The sequence below is a fragment of the Rhodococcus ruitaii genome (assembly GCF_055230935.1).
This window is the reverse complement of record NZ_JBUYWC010000014.1, coordinates 83061-101638: the sequence shown is the minus strand read 5'-3', so window position 1 is coordinate 101638 and position 18578 is coordinate 83061. Positions and strand designations below refer to the sequence as shown.

The window sequence follows — 18578 nt, the reverse complement described above, 5'->3', positions numbered from 1 at the left end:
GATGGCTGCAACAACCACACCGAAGACCGCGATGCGACCCCGGCGGCCGATGATGGAGCGGGATCTCGCGATGCACCTCGCCGCGACCGAGTACGGGAGGTTCGCCGATCTGCTGGACAGACTTCCCCCTGAAAGCTGGAGCCGATCGACCGACTGCCCCGGTTGGAACGTGCGCGCCGTCGCCGCCCACGCTTTCGGCATGGCCCGCATGGCCGAATCGCTCGTCGAAATGGTGCGTCAACTCTCCGCTGCGAGACACGCGGATGCCGAGTTCCTCGATGCACTCACTGCCCATCAGGTCGAGAAGTTCTCGGGTCGCGACACCGAACGGCTGGGTTCGGATTACAGGACTTCCGGGATGCGGGCCGCACGAGTTCGTGCTCGAACCCCGTCGTTCGTGCGGTCACACGCGATGCCGCAGGTTCAAATGGTCGGTGAAGTCGAGGAGCGGTGGACGATCGGGTACTTGCTCGACGTCATTCTCACCCGCGACCCGTGGATGCACAGGGTGGACATCTGCAGAGCGACCGGTGAGTCGATGGTCCTGACGGCCGACCACGACGGAGCACTCGTGGCCGATGTGGTCGACGAGTGGAAGGTCCGCCACCGGCAGCCGATCGATCTTCGTCTGACCGGCCCGGCGGGTGGGCGGTGGAGTACCGGAGCAGGTGCGCATCCCATCGAACTCGATGCGGTGGAGTTCTGCCGGATTCTGTCGGGGCGCGGTCCGGCAACAGGCATCCTCGCCGTGCAGGTTCCGTTCTGACCGGACGGCCGGGACCCGGTCGCGGATCAGTGAAACTCTCCGGCGGGGTCCAGATGCAGCAGCACCTGGGTCGCGACCCGGGCACCACCGACCGCGGCAGCGGCACGACGCGCGGCGTCCTCGGCGGCCGCCGTGAACTCGGGGACATCGATGCCGGGTTCGGCGTGGACGGTCACCGATAGCGTAGGCAGGTGCCGTTCCACGACCGCGCGACCACGCACCGACCGGACACCGGGAAACGTTTCGAGTTCTCGCGCCACTCCGGTGGCGACCGGACCGAGGTCGACGCCGAGTGTTGCGTCGGTGACCTCGTCGTACAACTCCACGGTCGAGGTCCGTCGCCGCGACAGGTTCACCACCAACAGCACGATCCCGATCGCGCACCCCGCGGCCAGGACGATCCACAACGCCGCGGTCCACCACGGTTGATCGGGTAGATCCATGATGAGTGGCCGGTCGAGGTCGGCGAGTCGCTCGCGTGCGAACGGCACGCGCCACACCCATGCCAGTGCGAACGCACCTGCGGCGAGGAGTGCACACCCCACCACAAACGCGAAGAACCGATTGACGAGTACGGTGCGGAGTTTCACGGCAGGATTTCCGTTCCAGTGGAGGAGGTGTTCGCTTCGTGGCGCGACACTTTCAGGACCAGCGGAATCGGATCTGCCAGCAGCATCAGCCGCGGTTCTACTTCGGCGCGGATGGTGGCACTCAGGTCGTCGACGGTAGCATCGGCCGCCGCGACCACACGGATGAGTGCGCGCCTGCGGTCGACGACGGTCCGTGCGTTGAGTACCCCGGGCAACGCGGACGCTCGTGCGCTGCACATGCGGGCGATATCGGTCCGTCGCATCCAGACGGTCGGAACCGAACCGGACAGCCTCAGTGGCAGGTGGGTGCGCCTGCGCGGCTTCAAGGCGACGGCAATCGCGGTGAGGCCGAGGAGGACCAGCATCACCGCTACGGGTGCTATCCACGAATGCCAGTGCAGCCTGCCGAACCATTCGAACGAGTTTCGGATCCAGGGTGCGCCGGCGTAGGTGCCGCGCACGATGAGCAGTTCCCGTGCCGCGACGAACGCGAGACCGAGAGCTCCGATCGCGATGAGGGCCGCGGCGGGTGCGGCGACCGGTGTGGCGAGCGGCGGAAGTGGTGGCACCACGGGGATGTCGGAGCGAGGCGCGTTTTGGCCTGCGACGATGTCGGATTCCAGATACTCGACCGGCACGGATTGCTCGGCTGGCTCGTCTTCGACTGCCTGCGCGGTCGACACGATCAGTACATTGAGGTCGTGCACCACGAGACCGGTGTACTCGTGCAGATGCCGCGCGACGGCGCCGTGTACGCGCCGCGTGAGCGCAGCGGCATCGTAGGGCCATTCCGCCGCGATGTACAGATTGACCGCGACGGCGCTGCCCGCGGTGATTACCTCGGCGCGGGGCAGTTCGCGGCCCGTCAGCAGGCTCAGATTGCTGCTCTGCCGGACGACCCCGGGCACCTGCAGCGCGGCGGCCGCTGCCACCCGTTCGATGGCACGGTCTTTGATGGTCAGGCTGCCGCGTGATCCTACGAGGTCGACCGGTTCCGGATCGGATGGCGCGGTCGGTGCTGGAGGATCAGCCACGGCCACGGCTTCGCAACAGAGCGCCCAGATCGAGGATGCCGTCGCGGTGCGCGCCGATGGCGGCACCCAGTGCACCGAGCAACACCGCGAACAGCAGACCGCTGAATCCGCCGAAGATTCCGGCGAGCGCGAGCAACAGGCCCGCGATGAGTCCGACGACGGTATTTGTCGTAGGGGTGTGATTCATCATGTCACCTGTTTCTCTTCGGAGATCTGGTCGGCGAGCGGATCTCGGATGTCCTGGAACACCACGCGCACCGGTCCGTCGACGAGGGGTTCGACGTATCGGCGCACGGTCTCCCCGAGCAGGGGAAGGTCGGCGGGAAAGAGGGCCGTCACATGGACTTCGCACCCGCCGGGGCCCAGCCGGATTCCGGTGACCCGCCGGCCGGGTAGGTACGTGGCGATCTCGCCGAACTCGCCACCGTGCAGGCCGGCGATTCCGGCGATGCTCAGCACCGTGTCCGCAACCTCATCGGCGAGGTCGGCTTCACCGCTGTTCGGAATCACTGCACGCGCGGCTTCTGCTCCGCTGCGGCGTCCGCTGCCTCGTCCGGGAGGACGACGTCGAACACCGTGATGTTGACTTCGGTGACTTCGAGTCCGGTCATGCGCTCGACGGCCGCGATCACGTTGTGGCGAATGGCGATGGCCAGTTCGTGGAGGGCTACGCCGTATTCCGCCACGATACCGATGTCGATCGCGGCCTGGGTCTCACCGACTTCGACCGCGACTCCCTGACCGTGATTGATGCGAGCTCCCGGAATGCGGTCGCGCAGGGCCCCGACGACGCGTGCGGTTCCGGCGCCGACGTCGAACACCCCATTGATCTCGCGGGTGGCGATACCCGCGATCTTCGCGACGACGGCATCGGCGATGACGGTGCGCCCCTGGGTGTCGATGGGGCCGGGCGAGGATCCGGTCCCGAATTGCACGCGGCTGATACCTGCGCCGCTGTCGCTCGTCATGAAACACTCCTCGGTTCGGTAACTGGTGTCGGTGGGGCTGTGCCGGTCGTGTGTGGAGATCTGCGTTGTACGTCGACTCTAAGTATCCGCCGGATCGGGAGTGATGTGCCGCGCAGAAGCAACGGCACTCTGTTCACGGTCACCCTGATTTGGTATGAAGACCCGAAGCACTCGCGTGGCACATGTCACGACCTCAGGAGGATGGACTCAGGTGGCAGTTGATCGGATCGTCGTTGTCGGAGCGGGACTCGCCGGTGTGCGGACCGCGGAGGAATTACGCCGCGCAGGGTTCGAGGGGGAGCTGGTCCTGGTGGGCGATGAGGCACACCTGCCGTACGACCGTCCACCGCTGTCGAAGGATGTCCTCCGGGGCGACCGCGACGACACCACCTTGCGCCCGCAGGCGTTCTTCGACGAGCAGAAGATCGATCTGCGGCTGGACAGCCCCGCTGTGTCCGTGGACACGGCGGCGCAGACCGTTGCGTTCGCCGACGGGTCGGATCTGCACTACGACGAACTGGTGATTGCGACGGGTCTGCGGCCGCGTCGGATCCCGGGCCTGAAGGAACTCGCCGGCGTGCATGTCCTGCGGTCGATGGACGACAGCCGTGCTCTACGGGACGAGGTCGAACCGGGGGCCCGCGCCCTCGTGGTCGGGGCCGGGTTCATCGGGTGCGAGGTGGCGGCGAGCCTGCGTACGAAGGGAGTCGAGGTCGTACTCGTCGAGCCGCAGGAGGCCCCACTGGCGTCCGTTCTCGGCACCGAGGTCGGCTCGTTGGTCTCGAGGCTGCACGCGGAAGAGGGGGTCGATGTGCGCGCCGGGGTGGGCCTGACCGAACTGCGCGGCGACGAGCGCGTCACTTCTGCGGTACTCGGTGACGGGTCCGAGGTCGACGTCGATCTGGTCGTGCTCGGTATCGGATCGATCCCGGTCACCGAATGGCTCGACGGTTCGGGTATCGAACTCGACAACGGTGTCGTGTGTGACGAGGTGGGCCATGCGTCGGCGCCGCACGTCTGGGCGGTCGGAGACGTCGCGTCCTGGCAGCTTCCCGACGGTGGTCGCAAGCGCATCGAACACTGGACCAATGCGGGTGAACAGGCCACGGTGCTCGTGAAGGCCCTGGTCTCGGGCGACGTGGGTGTCGCGTCGGCGGTGCCCTACTTCTGGAGCGACCAGTACGAGATCAAGATCCAGGGGCTCGGTGCGGTACGTGGCGACGACACCGTGCACGTGGTGCGCGACGATGGCCGCAAGTTCCTCGCGTTCTACGAACGCGACGGCCGGCTCGTCGGTGTCGTCGGTGGCGGTATGCCGGCTCAGGTGATGAAGAATCGGATGAAAATCGCGGCGGGAGCCCCCATCGAGGAGTTGCTCGCTACCATGGCGTGATCCCGGTGGCCCGGACCCGTTAGATTCGTAGGGTGATCGTTGCGCTCATCGACTCGGGTTTCGGGCTGCTGCCGACGTCGGCGTGGTTGCGACGCCTACGCCCCGGCCTCGACCTGATGCTGTCGATGGATCCCGCGGGCGCTCCGTGGGGCCCGAAGCCGTCGGACTGGGTGATCGACCGTGTGGTCACGACGGCGCGGAGGGCAGTCGAGCGGGGGGCCGACGTCGTGGTGCTGCCGTGCAACACGGCGTCCGTCACCGCACTCGAGCACGTGCGCGCTGATCTCGGCGACGGTGTGCCCGTGGTCGGCACGGTACCCGCGATCAAACCGGCGGCTGCGACATGCGGGTCGGTCGCGATCTGGGCGACTGCGGCGACCACAGCGAGCCGGTATCAGGCAGATCTGATTTCCCGGTTCGCGAACGGTAGCGAGGTCGTCGGAGTCGCGTGCCACGGTCTCGCCGACGCAATCGACCGCGGCGACAGAGACGGCGCGTCTGCCGCGATCGCGTCGGCCGTCGAGCGCACGCCCCGCGATGTCGAGGGGATCGTCCTCGGGTGTACGCACTATCCGCTCGTCGCGGACACGATCGTTGCGAAGCTGCCGACCGGGGTGCGTCTGTTCGACAGCGCCGAAGCCGTCGCGCAGCAGACTCTCCGACGCATCGACGCGCTCGGCCGGGTATCGGCGGGGTCGGGGCGCGTCGAGGTCTTTCTCAGCGGTGAGCGCGGCGACCTTCCGTCCGGCGCCCGCGCGTTCGCGGCCGGACGCGATCTGCTCGGGACGACCCCGAACCCCATCGGCTGACTTGTGGCCGACCGGTACCCGATCTGTCTGTCACACCCAGGCGCGGGCGAACATCCTCGGTAGCGGTGTCATCCCGGACATGCCTGCTGCGATCAAGCGGGCAACGTTCCTCAGTTCCTCGCGGGCCCGTGGTAGACCGTCGCGCCCGAACAGACGATCTGTCGTGGCCGCCGAGAGCATCGCCGATACCCATGTTGTCGCCGCGGTCCGCAGGGCACTCACCGACACCGGTATCGGTGAACTCGCTTGCAGAACGCGCATCGTCGTGTCGTGAAGGTGCGTGCGGAGAGCCTGCACGTGAGTACGCACATCGGTGTGCGTTTCGGCCTCCCGCCAGACGATCACGCGGAGCACCGAGGACTCGTTCTGCCCGAGGTTCAGTGCGGCGTCCAGATTGACCAGGCTCGTTGCCGGATCTCCCGGTGCAACGAGTGCGATGACGTCGGAGATCGGTTCGGTGGGGAGTCGTTCGGCGATCAGTGCGTCGAGGATCGCTTCCTTGGTGGGGAAGTAGTAGAAGATCAGGCCCTTCGGTACGTGTGCGGCAGTTGCGATCGCGGTGGTGGCGGTCGAGTCGAAACCTTGCTCCGCGAACAGAGCCTCGGCTGCGTCGAGGATGCGGATGCGGGTGGTGGGGTTCGGGGTGGCGCGCCGGGTGCTCACCGATCACCTCCGGAGGAGAGGCGATCGCTGACCCGGAAAGTGGCGTCGGAGGCGACCGGTCCCACTTTCGGGGACAGCGACCGGATTCAGTGCCAGCAGTGTGATTCAGTGCCAGCGGTGTAGTGAGTGCCGGTAGTGCACTCAGTGGTGGGTTGCCAAGCGACCTCCGTGCATGCGGGTGTTCATGGCGGGTAGCGCAGCGACCGCGACGACCACGGTCAGTACGCCGACGATCCACGCGGTCCACGCTGCGCCGCCGAACGCGGTGTACGACATGACCCACGGGGAGAGGAACAGCAGGGCGCCGAAGACTCCCATTGCGTAGTCGATCTCGGCCATCGTGGGACGCGCGATCTGCGCGATGCCGCACAGGGCGACGAGCACACCGAGGACGATGAGTGACCACGTGGCGTTGGTGTTCGTGTCCAGCCAGAGTGGTGACAGGGCGGCGAAGACGCCCAGGACGACGGCTACATAGTCCTGCAGCCGACTGTCGGAGAACATGGTTGCCTCCTTGTGGAATGTGTTCGTGAGGATGTCCCTCACTTTCGGTATAGGCCTGATCGACCGGTCGGTCAATATCCGGGACCATTGCGCAGTGATAACCATTTCCGCAGGTGAGTCAGGGTTCACGGGCGCGATCGTGACCTCGGCGAAATATTCGGCTCACGGAGAGCGTTTCGTCTGCAGTAGCGGCGCAGTGCGGCGCTACTGCCGTGTGCAGATGTGTATTCGTCTCTTGCGTGATTGTTGCCGGTTTGCCCGATGGAGGTTCGATGGTTCCGCCTGCCCCACCCGATGCCAGGTCACGCATATTCGGCTTTGCGGTCATGGGGGTGGGGGCATTCGTCCTCACGGCGTCGTCTGCGGCACCGTCGCCTCTCTACCCCGTGTACCAGCAGATGTGGGGATTCTCGGCGGCCACGCTCACCGTGGTCTTCGCGATCTACGTCGTTTCTCTGCTCGCCACCCTGCTTACCGTCGGTTCGCTGTCCGACCGGATCGGGCGCCGTCCGATCGTCGCGGCGGCGATGCTGATTCTCGCGATCTCGATGGTCGTGTTCATCTTCGCGGACAATGCCGGATGGTTGATCGCGGCGCGCATCATCCAGGGGATGGCGGTGGGTACGGCCACGGGCGCACTCGCCGCCGGCGTGATCGATCTGCAACCCAATCCCAAGATCGGACCGCTGATCAACAGCATCGCGCCGTCGCTGGGGTTGGGGTTGGGCGCTGCGGGCGCCGGTCTGCTGGTGCAGTTCGCTCCGTTCCCGACGGTACTGAGTTATGCGATCGTCGGGGTCCTCGCGACAGCGATCGTCGTCGCTCTCGCGTTCGTGCCGGAGAGGTCGAAGCCCGAAGGGTTCGCTTCGCGGGGCGACGCGCTGCGCGCCCTGAAACCGAGCGTGGCGCTACCCCGAGACGCGCGCGCACAGTTCTTCTCGGTGCTGCCCTGCCTGATGTCGGCGTGGGCGCTCGGCGGGCTGTACATGTCGTTGGGGACGTCGATTGTCGATGTGGTGTTCGGCATCGACAACCGGCTTGTTGCCGGGCTCGCCGTCGCGGCCCTGTTCACGTCGGGGTCGGTCGCAGCGGTGACCATGCGACGTTTCGCCGAGCTACGCGTCGTCGTGATCGGCGTGGGTCTTCTCTCGGTCGGTGTCGTCGTGGTGGTGGGCGCGCTGTTGTCCGGCGTGGCGTCGTTGTACTTCGTGGGCACCGCGATTGCAGGGTTCGGCTGGGGATCGACGTTCGTGGGTGCCATGGGCATCGTCAGCGGGCTGGGGCGCCCCAACCAGCGCGCACAGATCTTCGCGACCACCTTCGTGGTCTGCTACCTCGCCTTCTCGGTCCCCGCGATCGCTGCCGGCGTGGCCACGGGCATGATCGGGCTCACCGCCACGGCCGTCGGTTACAGCACGATCGTGGCCACACTCGCGCTCACGGCTGGAGGTGTGCTGATGGTGCGTCGGTCGAAGCCGGAGCCGGTGCGCCTCGAGGAGGTAGCACCCGCGTCAGCGCCGCAGGCGCACTGACGACGTCAGAATTCGATTTTGAGCGTGTCCGTGACGGGGCGCGCCTGGCAGCCCAGGATGTATCCCGCCTCGATGTCCTCGGGATCGAGGACATCGCAGTGTTCCATCTCGACCTTGCCTTCGAGGACGGTGCATGCGCATGAGCCGCACTCGCCTTCCTGGCACGAGTAGGGCACGTCGATACCTTTGGCCAGCATGATGTCGACGAGTGTCTGTTTGCGGGGCCATGACAGTGTGTGGACTTCGCCGTCGAGTTCGACCTCGACGGTTGCAGCGTCGGCGGCCTCCTCGTCGCTGATCTCGACGGGTTCGTGGTCGGCGAACGGATCACCGGCGAGCGAATTGAACACCTCGGCGTGCACGCTGGTGCGCGGCATGCCGGCATCGTGGAGCGCCTGGTGCACCGCGTCCATGAACGGTCCTGGCCCGCACATGAACGCTTCACGATCGGCGAACGGGGCTGCGATGGTGGCGAGCTGTGTAGCCGTGGGCAGACCTTGCACCGATTCGAGCCAGTGGACGATCGTGAGCCGGTCGGCGTACTTCTCGCCGAGTGCGCGCAGTTCCTCGGCGAAGATCACCGACTTCTCGTCGCGGTTGGCGTAGACGAGCGCGACCTTGCCGGATCCCTCCGTCAGTGCGGACTTGAGGATGGAGATGACCGGGGTGATGCCGCTGCCTGCGGCGAAGAGCAGGAAGTCGTGGTCGAAGGACTTCGGCGTGAAGACGCCGGACGGAGGGAGGACCTCGAGGCTGTCGCCGGCCGAGATGCTGTCGCACAACCAGTTGGAGCCGTACCCGTCGGCGGTGCGCTTGATCGTCACCTTGGGGGCGTCGTCGGTGAAGGGTGAACTCGCCAGGGAGTAGCACCGCGCGACCGAGCCCGTTCGGTCGCTCGGAATGCGCAGCGTCAGGAACTGGCCGGGTTTGTACTCGAACTTCTCGCGCATGTCCTCGGGCACCGCGAAGACGATCGAGCGGCTGTCGGATGTCTCCTCGATGACGGCAGAGACGGTGAGAATCACCGATCGCGATCCGTGCGGCACCTCGACGGTCGTCATGGTAGGTCACCTCTCGTGCAAGCGCAGGGCCGCGATGTGCGGCTCGCCACAGTTCTAGAACGTGTTCTAGTTTGAAGAATACCAGCCGAAAGGGCGGCACCGACACGCTACCGGGAGCGGGGCGGGGATGCGCTGCCCACCCGGTCGGCGCCGGCCGGCCTGCCCGGTCGGACGGTCCTGGCGCTGCGACCGGACGGTTTTCGCGTGCAGCCCTTCTCTGTGTGAACTCCCTGGCCGATCGTTGGTCGTGCATGAGGCGTACATCACACCGGCCGATCATCCCCGCCGACAATCGAGGAGAATCACGATGGCAATCGAGTTGAACCAGATCTGGGACTTTCCGATCAAGGAGTTCCATCCGTTCCCGCGCGCTCTCATGGGAGTCGGGGCTCACGACATCATCGGTGTCGAGGCCAAGAATCTGGGGTTCAAGCGCACACTTCTGATGACCACCGGCCTGCGGGGCTCGGGGATCATCGACGAACTCGTCGGCAAGATCGAGTACCAAGGTGTCGAGGTCGTCCTCTACGACAAGGTCGAGTCCAACCCCAAGGACTACAACGTCATGGAAGCCGCGGCGCTGTACCAGAAGGAGAAGTGCGACTCGATCATCTCCGTCGGAGGTGGCTCGAGCCACGACGCCGCGAAGGGCGCGCGCGTCGTGATCGCCCACGACGGCCGCAACATCAACGAGTTCGAAGGTTTCGCGAAGTCCACCAACAAGGAGAACCCGCCCCATATCGCCGTGTCCACCACGGCCGGCACCGGTTCGGAGACCTCCTGGGCCTACGTCATCACCGACACCTCCGACATGGATCACCCACACAAATGGGTCGGCTTCGACGAGGCGACGATCGTCACCCTGGCCATCGACGACCCGCTGCTCTACTACACTTGCCCGCAACACTTCACGGCGTACTGCGGCTTCGACGTTCTCGCACACGGCTCCGAGCCCTACGTCTCGCGTCTGGATTTCGCGCCGTCGCTCGGCAACGCCCTGTACTCGATCGAGCTCGTCTCGAAGCACCTGAGGGAGGCCGTATTCGAGCCGCGGAATCTCAAGGCACGCGAGGGCATGATGAACGCTCAGTACATCGCCGCGCAGGCCTTCAACTCCGGTGGTCTCGGTATCGTGCACTCCATCTCGCACGCGACGTCAGCGTTCTTCGACAGCCACCACGGTCTCAACAACGCGATCGCACTTCCCCGGGTGTGGGAATACAACCTGCCCTCGCGATATGAGAACTACGCGCGCATCGCCACCGCGATGGGGATCGACACCCGGAACATGACCACCGTCCAGGCAGCCGATGCAGCCGTCGAGGCCGCGATCCGGCTTGCAAAGGATGTCGGTATTCCCGACAACCTCGGTCAGGTCCGCACCGACTCGTACGAGAAGAACCGGATGAACACCGGGAAGTACGCCGGGCGCGGAGACACCATTCCGGGTGACGAGAAGACCGTGCGGGCGATCTCGGAGCACATCCAGGGAGACTGGTGCACCCCGGGCAACCCCCGCGAGGTCACCGTCGAATCGATGATTCCCGTCGTCGATCACTGCATCAACGAAACGTACTGACCCGTTCAGACCTCGCGCCCGGGAGCGGCCTGCCCCCCTGCCCGCTCCCGGGTGCGATCCCACATGCACCGGAGGATCCATGACCACCTTCTCCAACGGCGCGGAACTGAAGGAAGCGCTGCGCCGGCACGACTACATTGCCGACGACGAATTCGCGACGGTCGTTCATCTCGCTACCGCACTCGAGCGCCCGTTGTTGCTCGAAGGACCGGCTGGTGTGGGCAAAACCGAACTTGCCAAGGCGCTCGCCGCAGTAGGAGACCGCAAACTCGTCCGGCTGCAGTGCTACGAGGGTCTCGACGACAGCCGCGCGCTGTACGAGTGGGACTACGCCAAACAATTGCTGCACGTACAGATGCTGCGCGACCGTATCGGAGAGCTTCTCGGTCAGTACCCCGACATCGCCGACGCCTCCCGCTTCCTTGCGGACCAGGATTTCGGTCTCTACTCCGAGTCGTTCCTCTCGGTCCGTCCGTTGCTTGAAGCCGTGCTCTCGCCGGAGCCTGTGGTGCTCCTCGTCGACGAAGTGGACCGCACCGAGGAGTCCATGGAGGCACTGCTGCTGGAGGTCCTCGCCGAGCGCCAGGTCACGATCCCCGAGGTTGGCACGTTCACCGCCCGTTCGACGCCGTGGGTGATCCTCACATCCAACGACACCCGGGAACTGTCTCCTGCTCTCAAGCGCCGCTGCCTCCACTACCACGTGGGGTACCCCGCGCTCGAACGGGAACGGGAGATCGTGACCGCGCGTGCACCCGAAGTGCGTTCCGATACCGCGGGGAAGGTCGTCGAGCTGGCGCGTACCCTGCGCGACCTGCCGCTTCGGAAGAGCCCGTCCATTTCCGAGGTCATCGATGCGGCACGCGCAGCATCCGTGATGGAAAGCGGTGCACCCGAATCGGATCCCGTCATCGACATGCGCGACGTGCTGCTGTCCACCTTGCTGAAGTACACCGGAGACGCCGACCTCGCGAAGAATCGTCTCGACGGCGCAGTTCCTGGTGCGCCGCCAGTCCCTGCCGGGGAGGCCGAGCGCGTGACTGTGGCTTCGAGCCCCGCCGAGCGCGTGACTGTGGCTTCGAGTCCCGCCGAGCGCGTGACTGTGGCTTCGAGTCCCGCCAACACCACCACGGCGGTGTTCCGGGGTCGTGGTGGTGGTGGCCGCGGCACGGCCGCCAGCGGTGCACGGCGGTGATCGCGTCATGCTTGTGAACGCCGCCTCGCGGCGGCGAGCCGGATATCCGCTCGACGTGGTGTCCGCAGTCTTCGGGCTGATGCTGCGCAAGCACGGTGTCGCGGCGTCACCCGCCGAAACCATCGAAGTGCGGCGGGTTTTCGGAATCGTGGGAGCCCGCGATCGCGTGGCACTGCGGTCGTGCCTGCGTGCGGTGTGCGCGAAGTATCCGCACGAACGCGCGGGTTTCGAGCACGCTTTCGACGAACTGTTCGGCGCGATCGACACGGCTACGGCCTGCTCCGGTCGAGACCCACTGCGCGCACAGTTCGCCGACGCCCTTCCCACCGCACTCGAGATCGACGACGACCCGAGCATCGCCCGCTACGCCGAATACAACGAGCGTGCCGCCGAGGTCGGCGATCACTTCGACACTCCGGAGGCCGAGAAGGGCTTCAATCCGCACAAGGACGACGACGATGTGTCGATGACGTCGTCCGATGCCGAGCTGTCGGTCGATACCGGCGCCGACTCGGGCCGGCGCGGTGTGACCTACACGGTCGACGTCGAGCGGGCCGGTTCGACGACGGTCGGGGAACTGTCCGCAGATCCGGGCGCCGCAGTTGTCGGATCGCTGTCGTGGGACGATCCCGCCTCGATCCTCGCGTGGCTCGATGCCTATGACCCGCACCGGATGTACGGCGGTGACGTCCCCGACGATCCCCTTACCGAAGCACAACTGAGCCGTCTCGTCGAGGCAGTCGAAGCGTTCGTGGCGTCGTTGGCCGGTGTGAGCCCGTCCGGTGCGGGAGAGGTCGATGCCCCCGAGTCTCGTGACGAGGCGGGTGTGGATCGAGCCGAGATCGAGCTCGCGTGTCACGAGGTGCTGCGGCGGATGCGCGGCCCCGCGCGACCTCGCCCCCGTGAACTGACTCGCGGACGGCTCGACATGCGCCGCACCGCACGGGCCGGGATGCGCACCGACGGAGTGCCGTTCCACCTCGTCGTCCGCGCCCCGCGTCCCGATCGCGTGCGGTTGCTCGTGCTTGCGGACGTGTCGCTGTCGGTCCGTCCGATCACCGCGTTCACATTGCGTCTCGCGCAGGCGATGCACGGTCGCGCGCATCGTTGCCGGGTGGTCGCGTTCGTGGATCGCCCGGTCGACGTGACACAACAACTGCTCGCGGCGGACGGAGACGGTGCGCTCGCGGCGGTGCTTGCGCACCCCGGCGTGGATCTCGAGGCGAGCAGTGATTACGGCAGGGTACTCGACGAACTGCTCGTCGAACACGCGGGCTCGTTGGACACCCGTACGTCGGTTCTGGTGGTGGGGGACGGTCGCTGCAACGGCCTACCTGCTCGGGTCGACCGCCTCGAAGAATTGCGGCGACGGGTCCACCGCCTGGCGTGGATCACGCCCGAGCCGGAACGGTACTGGACCCAGGCAACATGTGCGATGCCCGAGTACGCCGATGTGTGCGATCACGTGGTCGTCGCGCGTGACGGCGAACAGTTGCTCTCGCGCGCAGCGGAACTCGGCCACGCACTTCGGTGATCGGTGCGTGGCCGAGCCTGGCCGTTCACTATGTCGATACGCGCGCCAGTATTTCGTCGAGCTGCTCGTAGCCCTCGCTCATGCCGGTCTCCATGCCGGAGGAGGCCATTCCGTCGCGAGCCTCCATGCTCGGGTACACGGCGTGGCCGCTGAGTCGGCAACGCCTGCCGCCGAGATCGGTGAAGGTCAGATATTCGATGCTCACCACATCGGCGACGCCGTCGAATTCGAATGTCTGGACGGCGAATTCGTTCTCGCGCACGGTGTGGAAGACTCCCGTGAATGTGTACGACCCATTGTTGTCGGTGTGGGTGTACCGGTAGCTGCCACCGGTGTGGAAGTCGTAGTGGTCGATCGTCATCTCCATCCCGCGCGGGCCGAGCCATTGGGCGATGAGATCGGGGTCTTTGTGGGCCCGGAACACATCGGCGACAGGGAAGTCGAATTCGCGCTCGTAGTCGATGAAGGGGGCGTCATCGGGGACGGTGACGGTCAGGGCGTTGTTCATGACGAGCCTTCCTGTGGCGGGGTCCTCAGGGAAACCTTCTGTGATGTCGGGTCGGCCGATTCCCCGGCCAGCACGGCGTCGAGACCGCGGAACTGCTGTTCCTTGACCAATCGGTAGCGATCGATCCAGGCGGTCAGCATCTCCAACCGTGCGGGATTCAGATGGACGGGCCGGCGCTGGGCGTCGCGCGTGCGGGTGACGAGTCCGGCGTGTTCCAAGACCTGAATGTGCTTCGAGATCGCCTGTGTGGTGATCGCGAAAGGTTCCGCGAGTTCGTTGACGGTGGCGGGTCCTCGGCTGAGTCGGGCGACGATGCGGCGGCGGAGCGGATCGGCCAGGGCGGTGAACGCCAGGTCGAGCTGGTCGTCGTTCGCGTCGTGCATGCCGGACCCTCCACTTTTGCAACCGCTTGGTTTATCAACCTTTTGGTTGATAACAAGACTGCGCTCGGTCGGTGGAGTTGTCAAGGGCGTGTGGCTGTAGGTTCTCGGATTCGGTGTCAGTTTCTCAATTTCATGTCAGTCGCCTGTCAGCGGCGTGTCGGTTTCTCAAATTCGTGTCAGTAGCGGGACCCTGAAAAAGTGCCCCGGACCAGCCAGGTTGAGGTCAGGTACGTGCAGGAATCAGGTGATCCTGTCGCGACGACCCTCGCTGCGGCAGATCCCTATCGGATGATCCTGGGCCTGCCGGTACGGAAAGTCCGCAGTCACCCCCATCAGCGCCACTATTCCGGGATGTTCTGGTCGGCCACCAACCGTGGCCACGTCCTCTACGAGAGCCGACTCGAACTGGACCGATTGTGGCTGGCGGACTACGCACCGGAAGTGGTGCGGATCGCCGCACAGCCGATGTGGCTGTGCGGCCCGGACGGAAGGACCATGCGTCGGCATGCGCCCGATCTGCTGCTCCAACGCACAGACGGCGGATTCACGGTCGTCGACGTCAAACCCGCCGAGTTCGCCCGTCGCGACGCAGTAGCGCAGGTGTTCGCCTGGACCGAACGACTGTGTGCGAGTCGGGGCTGGTCGTATGAAGTGTGGACCGGTGCAAACCCCGTAGTGCTGGCGAATCTCCGAATCCTCGGGGGCGCTCGTCGTAGCGAGTGGATCGACCCCGCGGTGATGAGGGCACTCGACAGCGTCGCAGTGCCCGGGATGACCATCGACGATTTCGCCGCATCGGTGAACAGGCCCGGCTCGCGAATCGCGGTGCTGGCGAAGCTGTGGTCCGGTCTGTGGTCGGTGGACCTGACGGTGCCGCTGTCCGGACAGTCGCAGGTGTCCGGTGTAAGGAGCACACCGTGACCAACATCGTCGAACTACGTGCAGGAATCAAGGTCTGGCTCGACGGCTGCTCATGGGAAATCGTGGCGCTGCAGGGACACGATGTCACCCTCCGGTCCGGAGAGCGGATGCAGCGTGTCACGGTCACCGAGATCGCGGCACGAGGAACAGCGATCTCACCGCCGGACGACACCGCCTCCGCTGACCCTGCCGCCGTAGTGCTCTCCTCGCTGACCGCAACCCAGATTCAGGAACTGGAAACACGAGCCGAACACGTCCGCGGCATCCTGACCGAGGTTGCGACCTCCGGCGCCGAACTCGAATCGGTGTTGGCCTCCAGAGCCGCGGAACTTCACGTCTCTGTGCGCACCCTGTACCGCTGGATCGCCGGATACCGCGCGGCAGGAGTTGCCGGACTCACGGACAGCCGGATCCGTAGCCGCTACGCCACCAGTGTCGATCACCGGTGGGACGCAGCATGTGTGCGGGTGCTCGATAGGTACGTCACCGTCTCGACCCCGACGATCGGCGCGGTCATCGATGCCGTTGCCAAGGACCTGGAAGCAGAATTCGGGCCGGACATGGTGCCGCTGCCCTCCCTGAGCACGGCATACCGGCGGGTGAAGGCATTGTCGAAGGGGCGGCACGCGTTCGGTAGCGCGAAAGGCCGGCGGTCGGTGGCGGACCGGCCCCGCGGTGTCCTCGGCCGACTGCGCGCGACCCGTCCGGGGGAGTACGTGGTGCTCGATACCACCGCGCTGGATGTGTTCGCGATGGAACCGGTCACCATGCGCTGGGTTGGGGTGGAGTTGACCGTGGCGATGGACCTGTTCACCCGCTGCATCCTCGGCCTGCGCCTGACACCGCTGTCGACGCGTTCCCAGGACGTGGCGAATGTGCTGTACCAGTGCATCACTCCCGCCCGCGACCCCCACCCGACTGCGGATCAACTCTGGCCGTATCACGGGGTGCCGCGAAACCTGCTCGTCGGCACCGAAACCCCGGACGGGATCTCCCAGCAACGCATCGGGGATCTACCGGCATGTCTGCCCGAGGCGATCGTCGTCGATCACGGCAAGCAATACCTGTCCTCACACGTCATCGGGGTGTGCGCCCGACTGGGCATCACCGTCCAGCCGGCGATCCCGCACAAACCCACCGACAAACCCACCGTCGAACGCTTCTTCCGCACCCTGCGCGAATCACTGCTACAGCACCTGCCCGCGTACAAGGGCCCGGACGTGTACTCACGGGGCAAAGACGTCGAAGACGCCGCGTTCTACTACGCCAGCGAACTCGAGCAGATCATCCGGGAATGGGTCGGCCGGGTCTATCACCACACCCGCCACGACGGACTGTGCGTGCCGGAACTGCCGCGGGTGGGGTTCTCGCCGAGTGAGATGTTCGAGATCGGCGTCGCCAAAGCCGGTGGTCTGCTGCTGCCGTTGAATCCGGATCTGGCGTACGAGTTCCTCGATGTGCGCTGGCGCACGATCCAGCACTACGGCGTCGAGGTCGACGGGTTGCGCTACGACGGGCCTGGGCTCACCTTGTACCGCACCACCCGTTCGCCGTACGGCGGTGTGCACGCCGGCAAGTGGCCGATCTTGATCGACAACCACGACATCCGGCACGCCTGGTTCCAGGACCCGGACACCCACCGCTGGCATCAGTTGGTGTGGGAGCACGGCGCTTGCCTGAACCAGCCGTTCAGCAAGGACGCCGCCGACTACGCCAAACGCATCGCCGTGCGCGAGCACCGCCACCTCGATCCCGCCACAGCGGTCCGTGATCTGCTGCTCGCGTGGAGCCGAGACGACGTCGCGACCCGCCGCGACCGCGCTTTGGCTCGCCGCTTGAGCGCTCACCGCCCGCATCCGGGAACCGATGGACAGCAGTCCGGTATCGACGACGAACGTGACACTGCGTCCGTGCCGGGAGTCGCCGAGTTACTCGACGAACTCGCCACCAGTCGAACTCAACGGTTGGAGGTGGTCGACGACATCGACGTGTTCGACCGGTACTACGCGGACCGTCCCGACGAAGGCGCGTTCGAGGTGTTCGACGAATGAACCCCTGGGCCACCTGGCTGGCAACGTATGGCACCGCCCGCTACCAGCTTTCCCGCAAACAGGGCTGGCACGCTTTCGTCACCGCCCCACCGCGTGAACCGTTCGAGGTCCTCTCCCGCACCGCGATGTCCCGACTCTCTGGTGAGGAGCTCGAGGACTACAACGAAGCCCGGATGGTGTGGAACGCGAACCTGCCGACGATCAAGACCAGCCAACTCGCTGCCGCCTACGGAATTTGCGATCAGGTGATGGCCTCGGCGTATCGGGACGGCGACAAGCTGCGCGGCTCGGTGGTCATCGACGCCGAACCCGGCCTCGGGAAGACCACCATCGCCACCCGCTATGCCCGTGACGTCCACCGCCGTGTTCTGCGCCGCGACGGTTCCCTCACCGTGGAGGGGCATCAACGGTGGCCGGTGGCGTTCATCCCGCTCAGCGCCGGGGTCACCCTCAAGGGTCTCAATCAGCAGATCCTGCGGTTCTACGGCCATCCGGCGGTGGACCGTGCCTCCACCTCGAAACTCGGGGCCTTGGCGGTGGACTGTGTCACCTCCTGCGGTACCCGGTTGATCGTGCTCGATGATCTGCACTTCGTCGACTTCCGGCACCGCAACGGCCTGGAGGTATCGAACCATCTCAAGGGTTTGGCCAACGACATGGCGGCCACCTTCATTTACGTCGGGGTGAATCTGACCGCCAAACGCTTCTTCGACGAAGGCCTGCTCGGTGAGCACACCGTCTACGCCCAGACCAGTCGCCGCGCCACTCGCTGCCCGGTTGCCCCGTTCGGCATCGACACCGACACCGGGATGCGCGGCTGGCTCGCGCTGCTGCGCACCGCCGAAGAGCACCTCATCCTCGCCGACGCCCGGACCGGGATGCTGTGCGAGCATGCTCGGCTGCTGCACCGCCGCACCCAGGGGCGGATCGCGTCGTTGACGAATCTGCTCGACCGGATCTCGTATCTCGCGATCGTCACCGGCGTCGAAGTCGTCACTGCTGAGTTGATTACCACCGCGACCGTCGACAATGCCAGCGAATCCGCCGCCCGCACCGGCTGATACCGGCTGGTCCCGCCCTGGCCGGC

The 18578-nt window shown here is 65.9% G+C and carries 20 protein-coding genes; 10 read left to right on the top strand and 10 right to left on the bottom strand.

Going from position 1 to position 18578, the window contains the following annotated elements:
• The first annotated feature begins 1 nt into the window (after position 1).
• Entirely contained in the window at positions 2–766 is a 765-nt protein-coding gene (locus ACZI8W_RS18665; protein WP_463370006.1) for a maleylpyruvate isomerase family mycothiol-dependent enzyme, read from the top strand.
• Between the two features lie 26 nt (positions 767–792).
• Here ACZI8W_RS18665 and ACZI8W_RS18660 read toward each other — a convergent pair whose 3' ends face one another.
• Genes ACZI8W_RS18660 through ACZI8W_RS18640 form a run of 5 tightly spaced genes read right to left on the bottom strand, consistent with a single transcriptional unit; the run spans position 793 to position 3358 of the window.
• Positions 793–1356, bottom strand: a complete 564-nt coding sequence (locus ACZI8W_RS18660) for a hypothetical protein (RefSeq protein ID WP_463370005.1) — start codon at positions 1354–1356, stop codon at positions 793–795.
• Complete coding sequence (locus ACZI8W_RS18655; protein ID WP_463370004.1) at positions 1353–2390, bottom strand: DUF6286 domain-containing protein; 1038 nt, start codon at positions 2388–2390, stop codon at positions 1353–1355. Before ACZI8W_RS18655 ends, ACZI8W_RS18660 begins: the two co-directional genes overlap by 4 nt.
• Entirely contained in the window at positions 2383–2577 is a 195-nt protein-coding gene (locus ACZI8W_RS18650) for a DUF2273 domain-containing protein (protein ID WP_463370003.1), read from the bottom strand. Before ACZI8W_RS18650 ends, ACZI8W_RS18655 begins: the two co-directional genes overlap by 8 nt.
• Complete coding sequence (locus ACZI8W_RS18645; RefSeq protein ID WP_463370002.1) at positions 2577–2900, bottom strand: Asp23/Gls24 family envelope stress response protein; 324 nt, start codon at positions 2898–2900, stop codon at positions 2577–2579. The genes ACZI8W_RS18650 and ACZI8W_RS18645 overlap by 1 nt, the downstream gene beginning before the upstream one ends.
• Positions 2897–3358, bottom strand: coding sequence for an Asp23/Gls24 family envelope stress response protein (locus tag ACZI8W_RS18640; RefSeq protein WP_463370001.1), 462 nt, complete (start codon positions 3356–3358; stop codon positions 2897–2899). The genes ACZI8W_RS18645 and ACZI8W_RS18640 overlap by 4 nt, the downstream gene beginning before the upstream one ends.
• 211 nt (positions 3359–3569) lie before the next feature.
• Here ACZI8W_RS18640 and ACZI8W_RS18635 point away from each other — a divergent pair, with 211 nt between their 5' ends.
• The gene (locus tag ACZI8W_RS18635) at positions 3570–4751 is read left to right on the top strand and encodes an NAD(P)/FAD-dependent oxidoreductase (RefSeq protein ID WP_463370000.1); all 1182 of its coding nucleotides are present in this window, start codon (positions 3570–3572) and stop codon (positions 4749–4751) included.
• Between the two features lie 32 nt (positions 4752–4783).
• Positions 4784–5560, top strand: coding sequence for a glutamate racemase (locus ACZI8W_RS18630; protein ID WP_463369999.1), 777 nt, complete (start codon positions 4784–4786; stop codon positions 5558–5560).
• Positions 5561–5590: 30 nt separating this feature from the next.
• Here the strand turns inward: ACZI8W_RS18630 and ACZI8W_RS18625 are convergent, their stop codons facing one another.
• The gene (locus ACZI8W_RS18625) at positions 5591–6223 is read right to left on the bottom strand and encodes a TetR/AcrR family transcriptional regulator (protein WP_463369998.1); all 633 of its coding nucleotides are present in this window, start codon (positions 6221–6223) and stop codon (positions 5591–5593) included.
• Positions 6224–6364: 141 nt separating this feature from the next.
• Positions 6365–6727: an SPW repeat domain-containing protein gene (locus ACZI8W_RS18620; RefSeq protein ID WP_463369997.1), complete on the bottom strand. Its 363-nt coding sequence runs from the start codon at positions 6725–6727 to the stop codon at positions 6365–6367.
• 272 nt (positions 6728–6999) lie between these two features.
• Here ACZI8W_RS18620 and ACZI8W_RS18615 point away from each other — a divergent pair, with 272 nt between their 5' ends.
• Positions 7000–8259, top strand: coding sequence for an MFS transporter (locus ACZI8W_RS18615; RefSeq protein ID WP_463369996.1), 1260 nt, complete (start codon positions 7000–7002; stop codon positions 8257–8259).
• A gap of 5 nt (positions 8260–8264) precedes the next feature.
• Here ACZI8W_RS18615 and ACZI8W_RS18610 read toward each other — a convergent pair whose 3' ends face one another.
• Positions 8265–9320, bottom strand: coding sequence for a 2Fe-2S iron-sulfur cluster-binding protein (locus ACZI8W_RS18610; RefSeq protein ID WP_463369995.1), 1056 nt, complete (start codon positions 9318–9320; stop codon positions 8265–8267).
• Positions 9321–9627: 307 nt separating this feature from the next.
• Here ACZI8W_RS18610 and mdo point away from each other — a divergent pair, with 307 nt between their 5' ends.
• The 3 genes from mdo (at position 9628) to madC (ending at position 13628) form a co-directional block, all read left to right on the top strand.
• Positions 9628–10899, top strand: a complete 1272-nt coding sequence (gene mdo, locus ACZI8W_RS18605; RefSeq protein ID WP_463369994.1) for an NDMA-dependent methanol dehydrogenase — start codon at positions 9628–9630, stop codon at positions 10897–10899.
• Between the two features lie 79 nt (positions 10900–10978).
• Positions 10979–12094, top strand: a complete 1116-nt coding sequence (locus ACZI8W_RS18600) for a MadB family AAA-type ATPase (RefSeq protein ID WP_463369993.1) — start codon at positions 10979–10981, stop codon at positions 12092–12094.
• A gap of 7 nt (positions 12095–12101) precedes the next feature.
• Entirely contained in the window at positions 12102–13628 is a 1527-nt protein-coding gene (gene madC, locus ACZI8W_RS18595; RefSeq protein ID WP_463369992.1) for a MadC family VWA domain-containing protein, read from the top strand.
• A 28-nt stretch (positions 13629–13656) separates the two neighbouring features.
• Here the strand turns inward: madC and ACZI8W_RS18590 are convergent, their stop codons facing one another.
• Entirely contained in the window at positions 13657–14136 is a 480-nt protein-coding gene (locus ACZI8W_RS18590; RefSeq protein ID WP_463369991.1) for an SRPBCC family protein, read from the bottom strand.
• Complete coding sequence (locus tag ACZI8W_RS18585) at positions 14133–14519, bottom strand: ArsR/SmtB family transcription factor (RefSeq protein ID WP_463369990.1); 387 nt, start codon at positions 14517–14519, stop codon at positions 14133–14135. Before ACZI8W_RS18585 ends, ACZI8W_RS18590 begins: the two co-directional genes overlap by 4 nt.
• A 198-nt stretch (positions 14520–14717) precedes the next feature.
• Between ACZI8W_RS18585 and ACZI8W_RS18580 the strand changes: the two genes are divergently transcribed.
• From ACZI8W_RS18580 to ACZI8W_RS18570, 3 genes are read left to right on the top strand one after another with little or no spacing between them, the layout of a single operon-like run.
• A complete protein-coding gene (locus ACZI8W_RS18580) occupies positions 14718–15440 on the top strand; it encodes a TnsA-like heteromeric transposase endonuclease subunit (RefSeq protein ID WP_463369989.1) in 723 nt (240 codons plus the stop codon).
• Entirely contained in the window at positions 15437–17491 is a 2055-nt protein-coding gene (locus ACZI8W_RS18575) for a helix-turn-helix domain-containing protein (RefSeq protein ID WP_463369988.1), read from the top strand. The genes ACZI8W_RS18580 and ACZI8W_RS18575 overlap by 4 nt, the downstream gene beginning before the upstream one ends.
• On the top strand, positions 17488–18552 hold the full coding sequence (locus ACZI8W_RS18570) for an AAA family ATPase (protein WP_463369987.1): 1065 nt from the start codon (positions 17488–17490) through the stop codon (positions 18550–18552). The genes ACZI8W_RS18575 and ACZI8W_RS18570 overlap by 4 nt, the downstream gene beginning before the upstream one ends.
• Positions 18553–18578 lie beyond the last annotated feature (26 nt).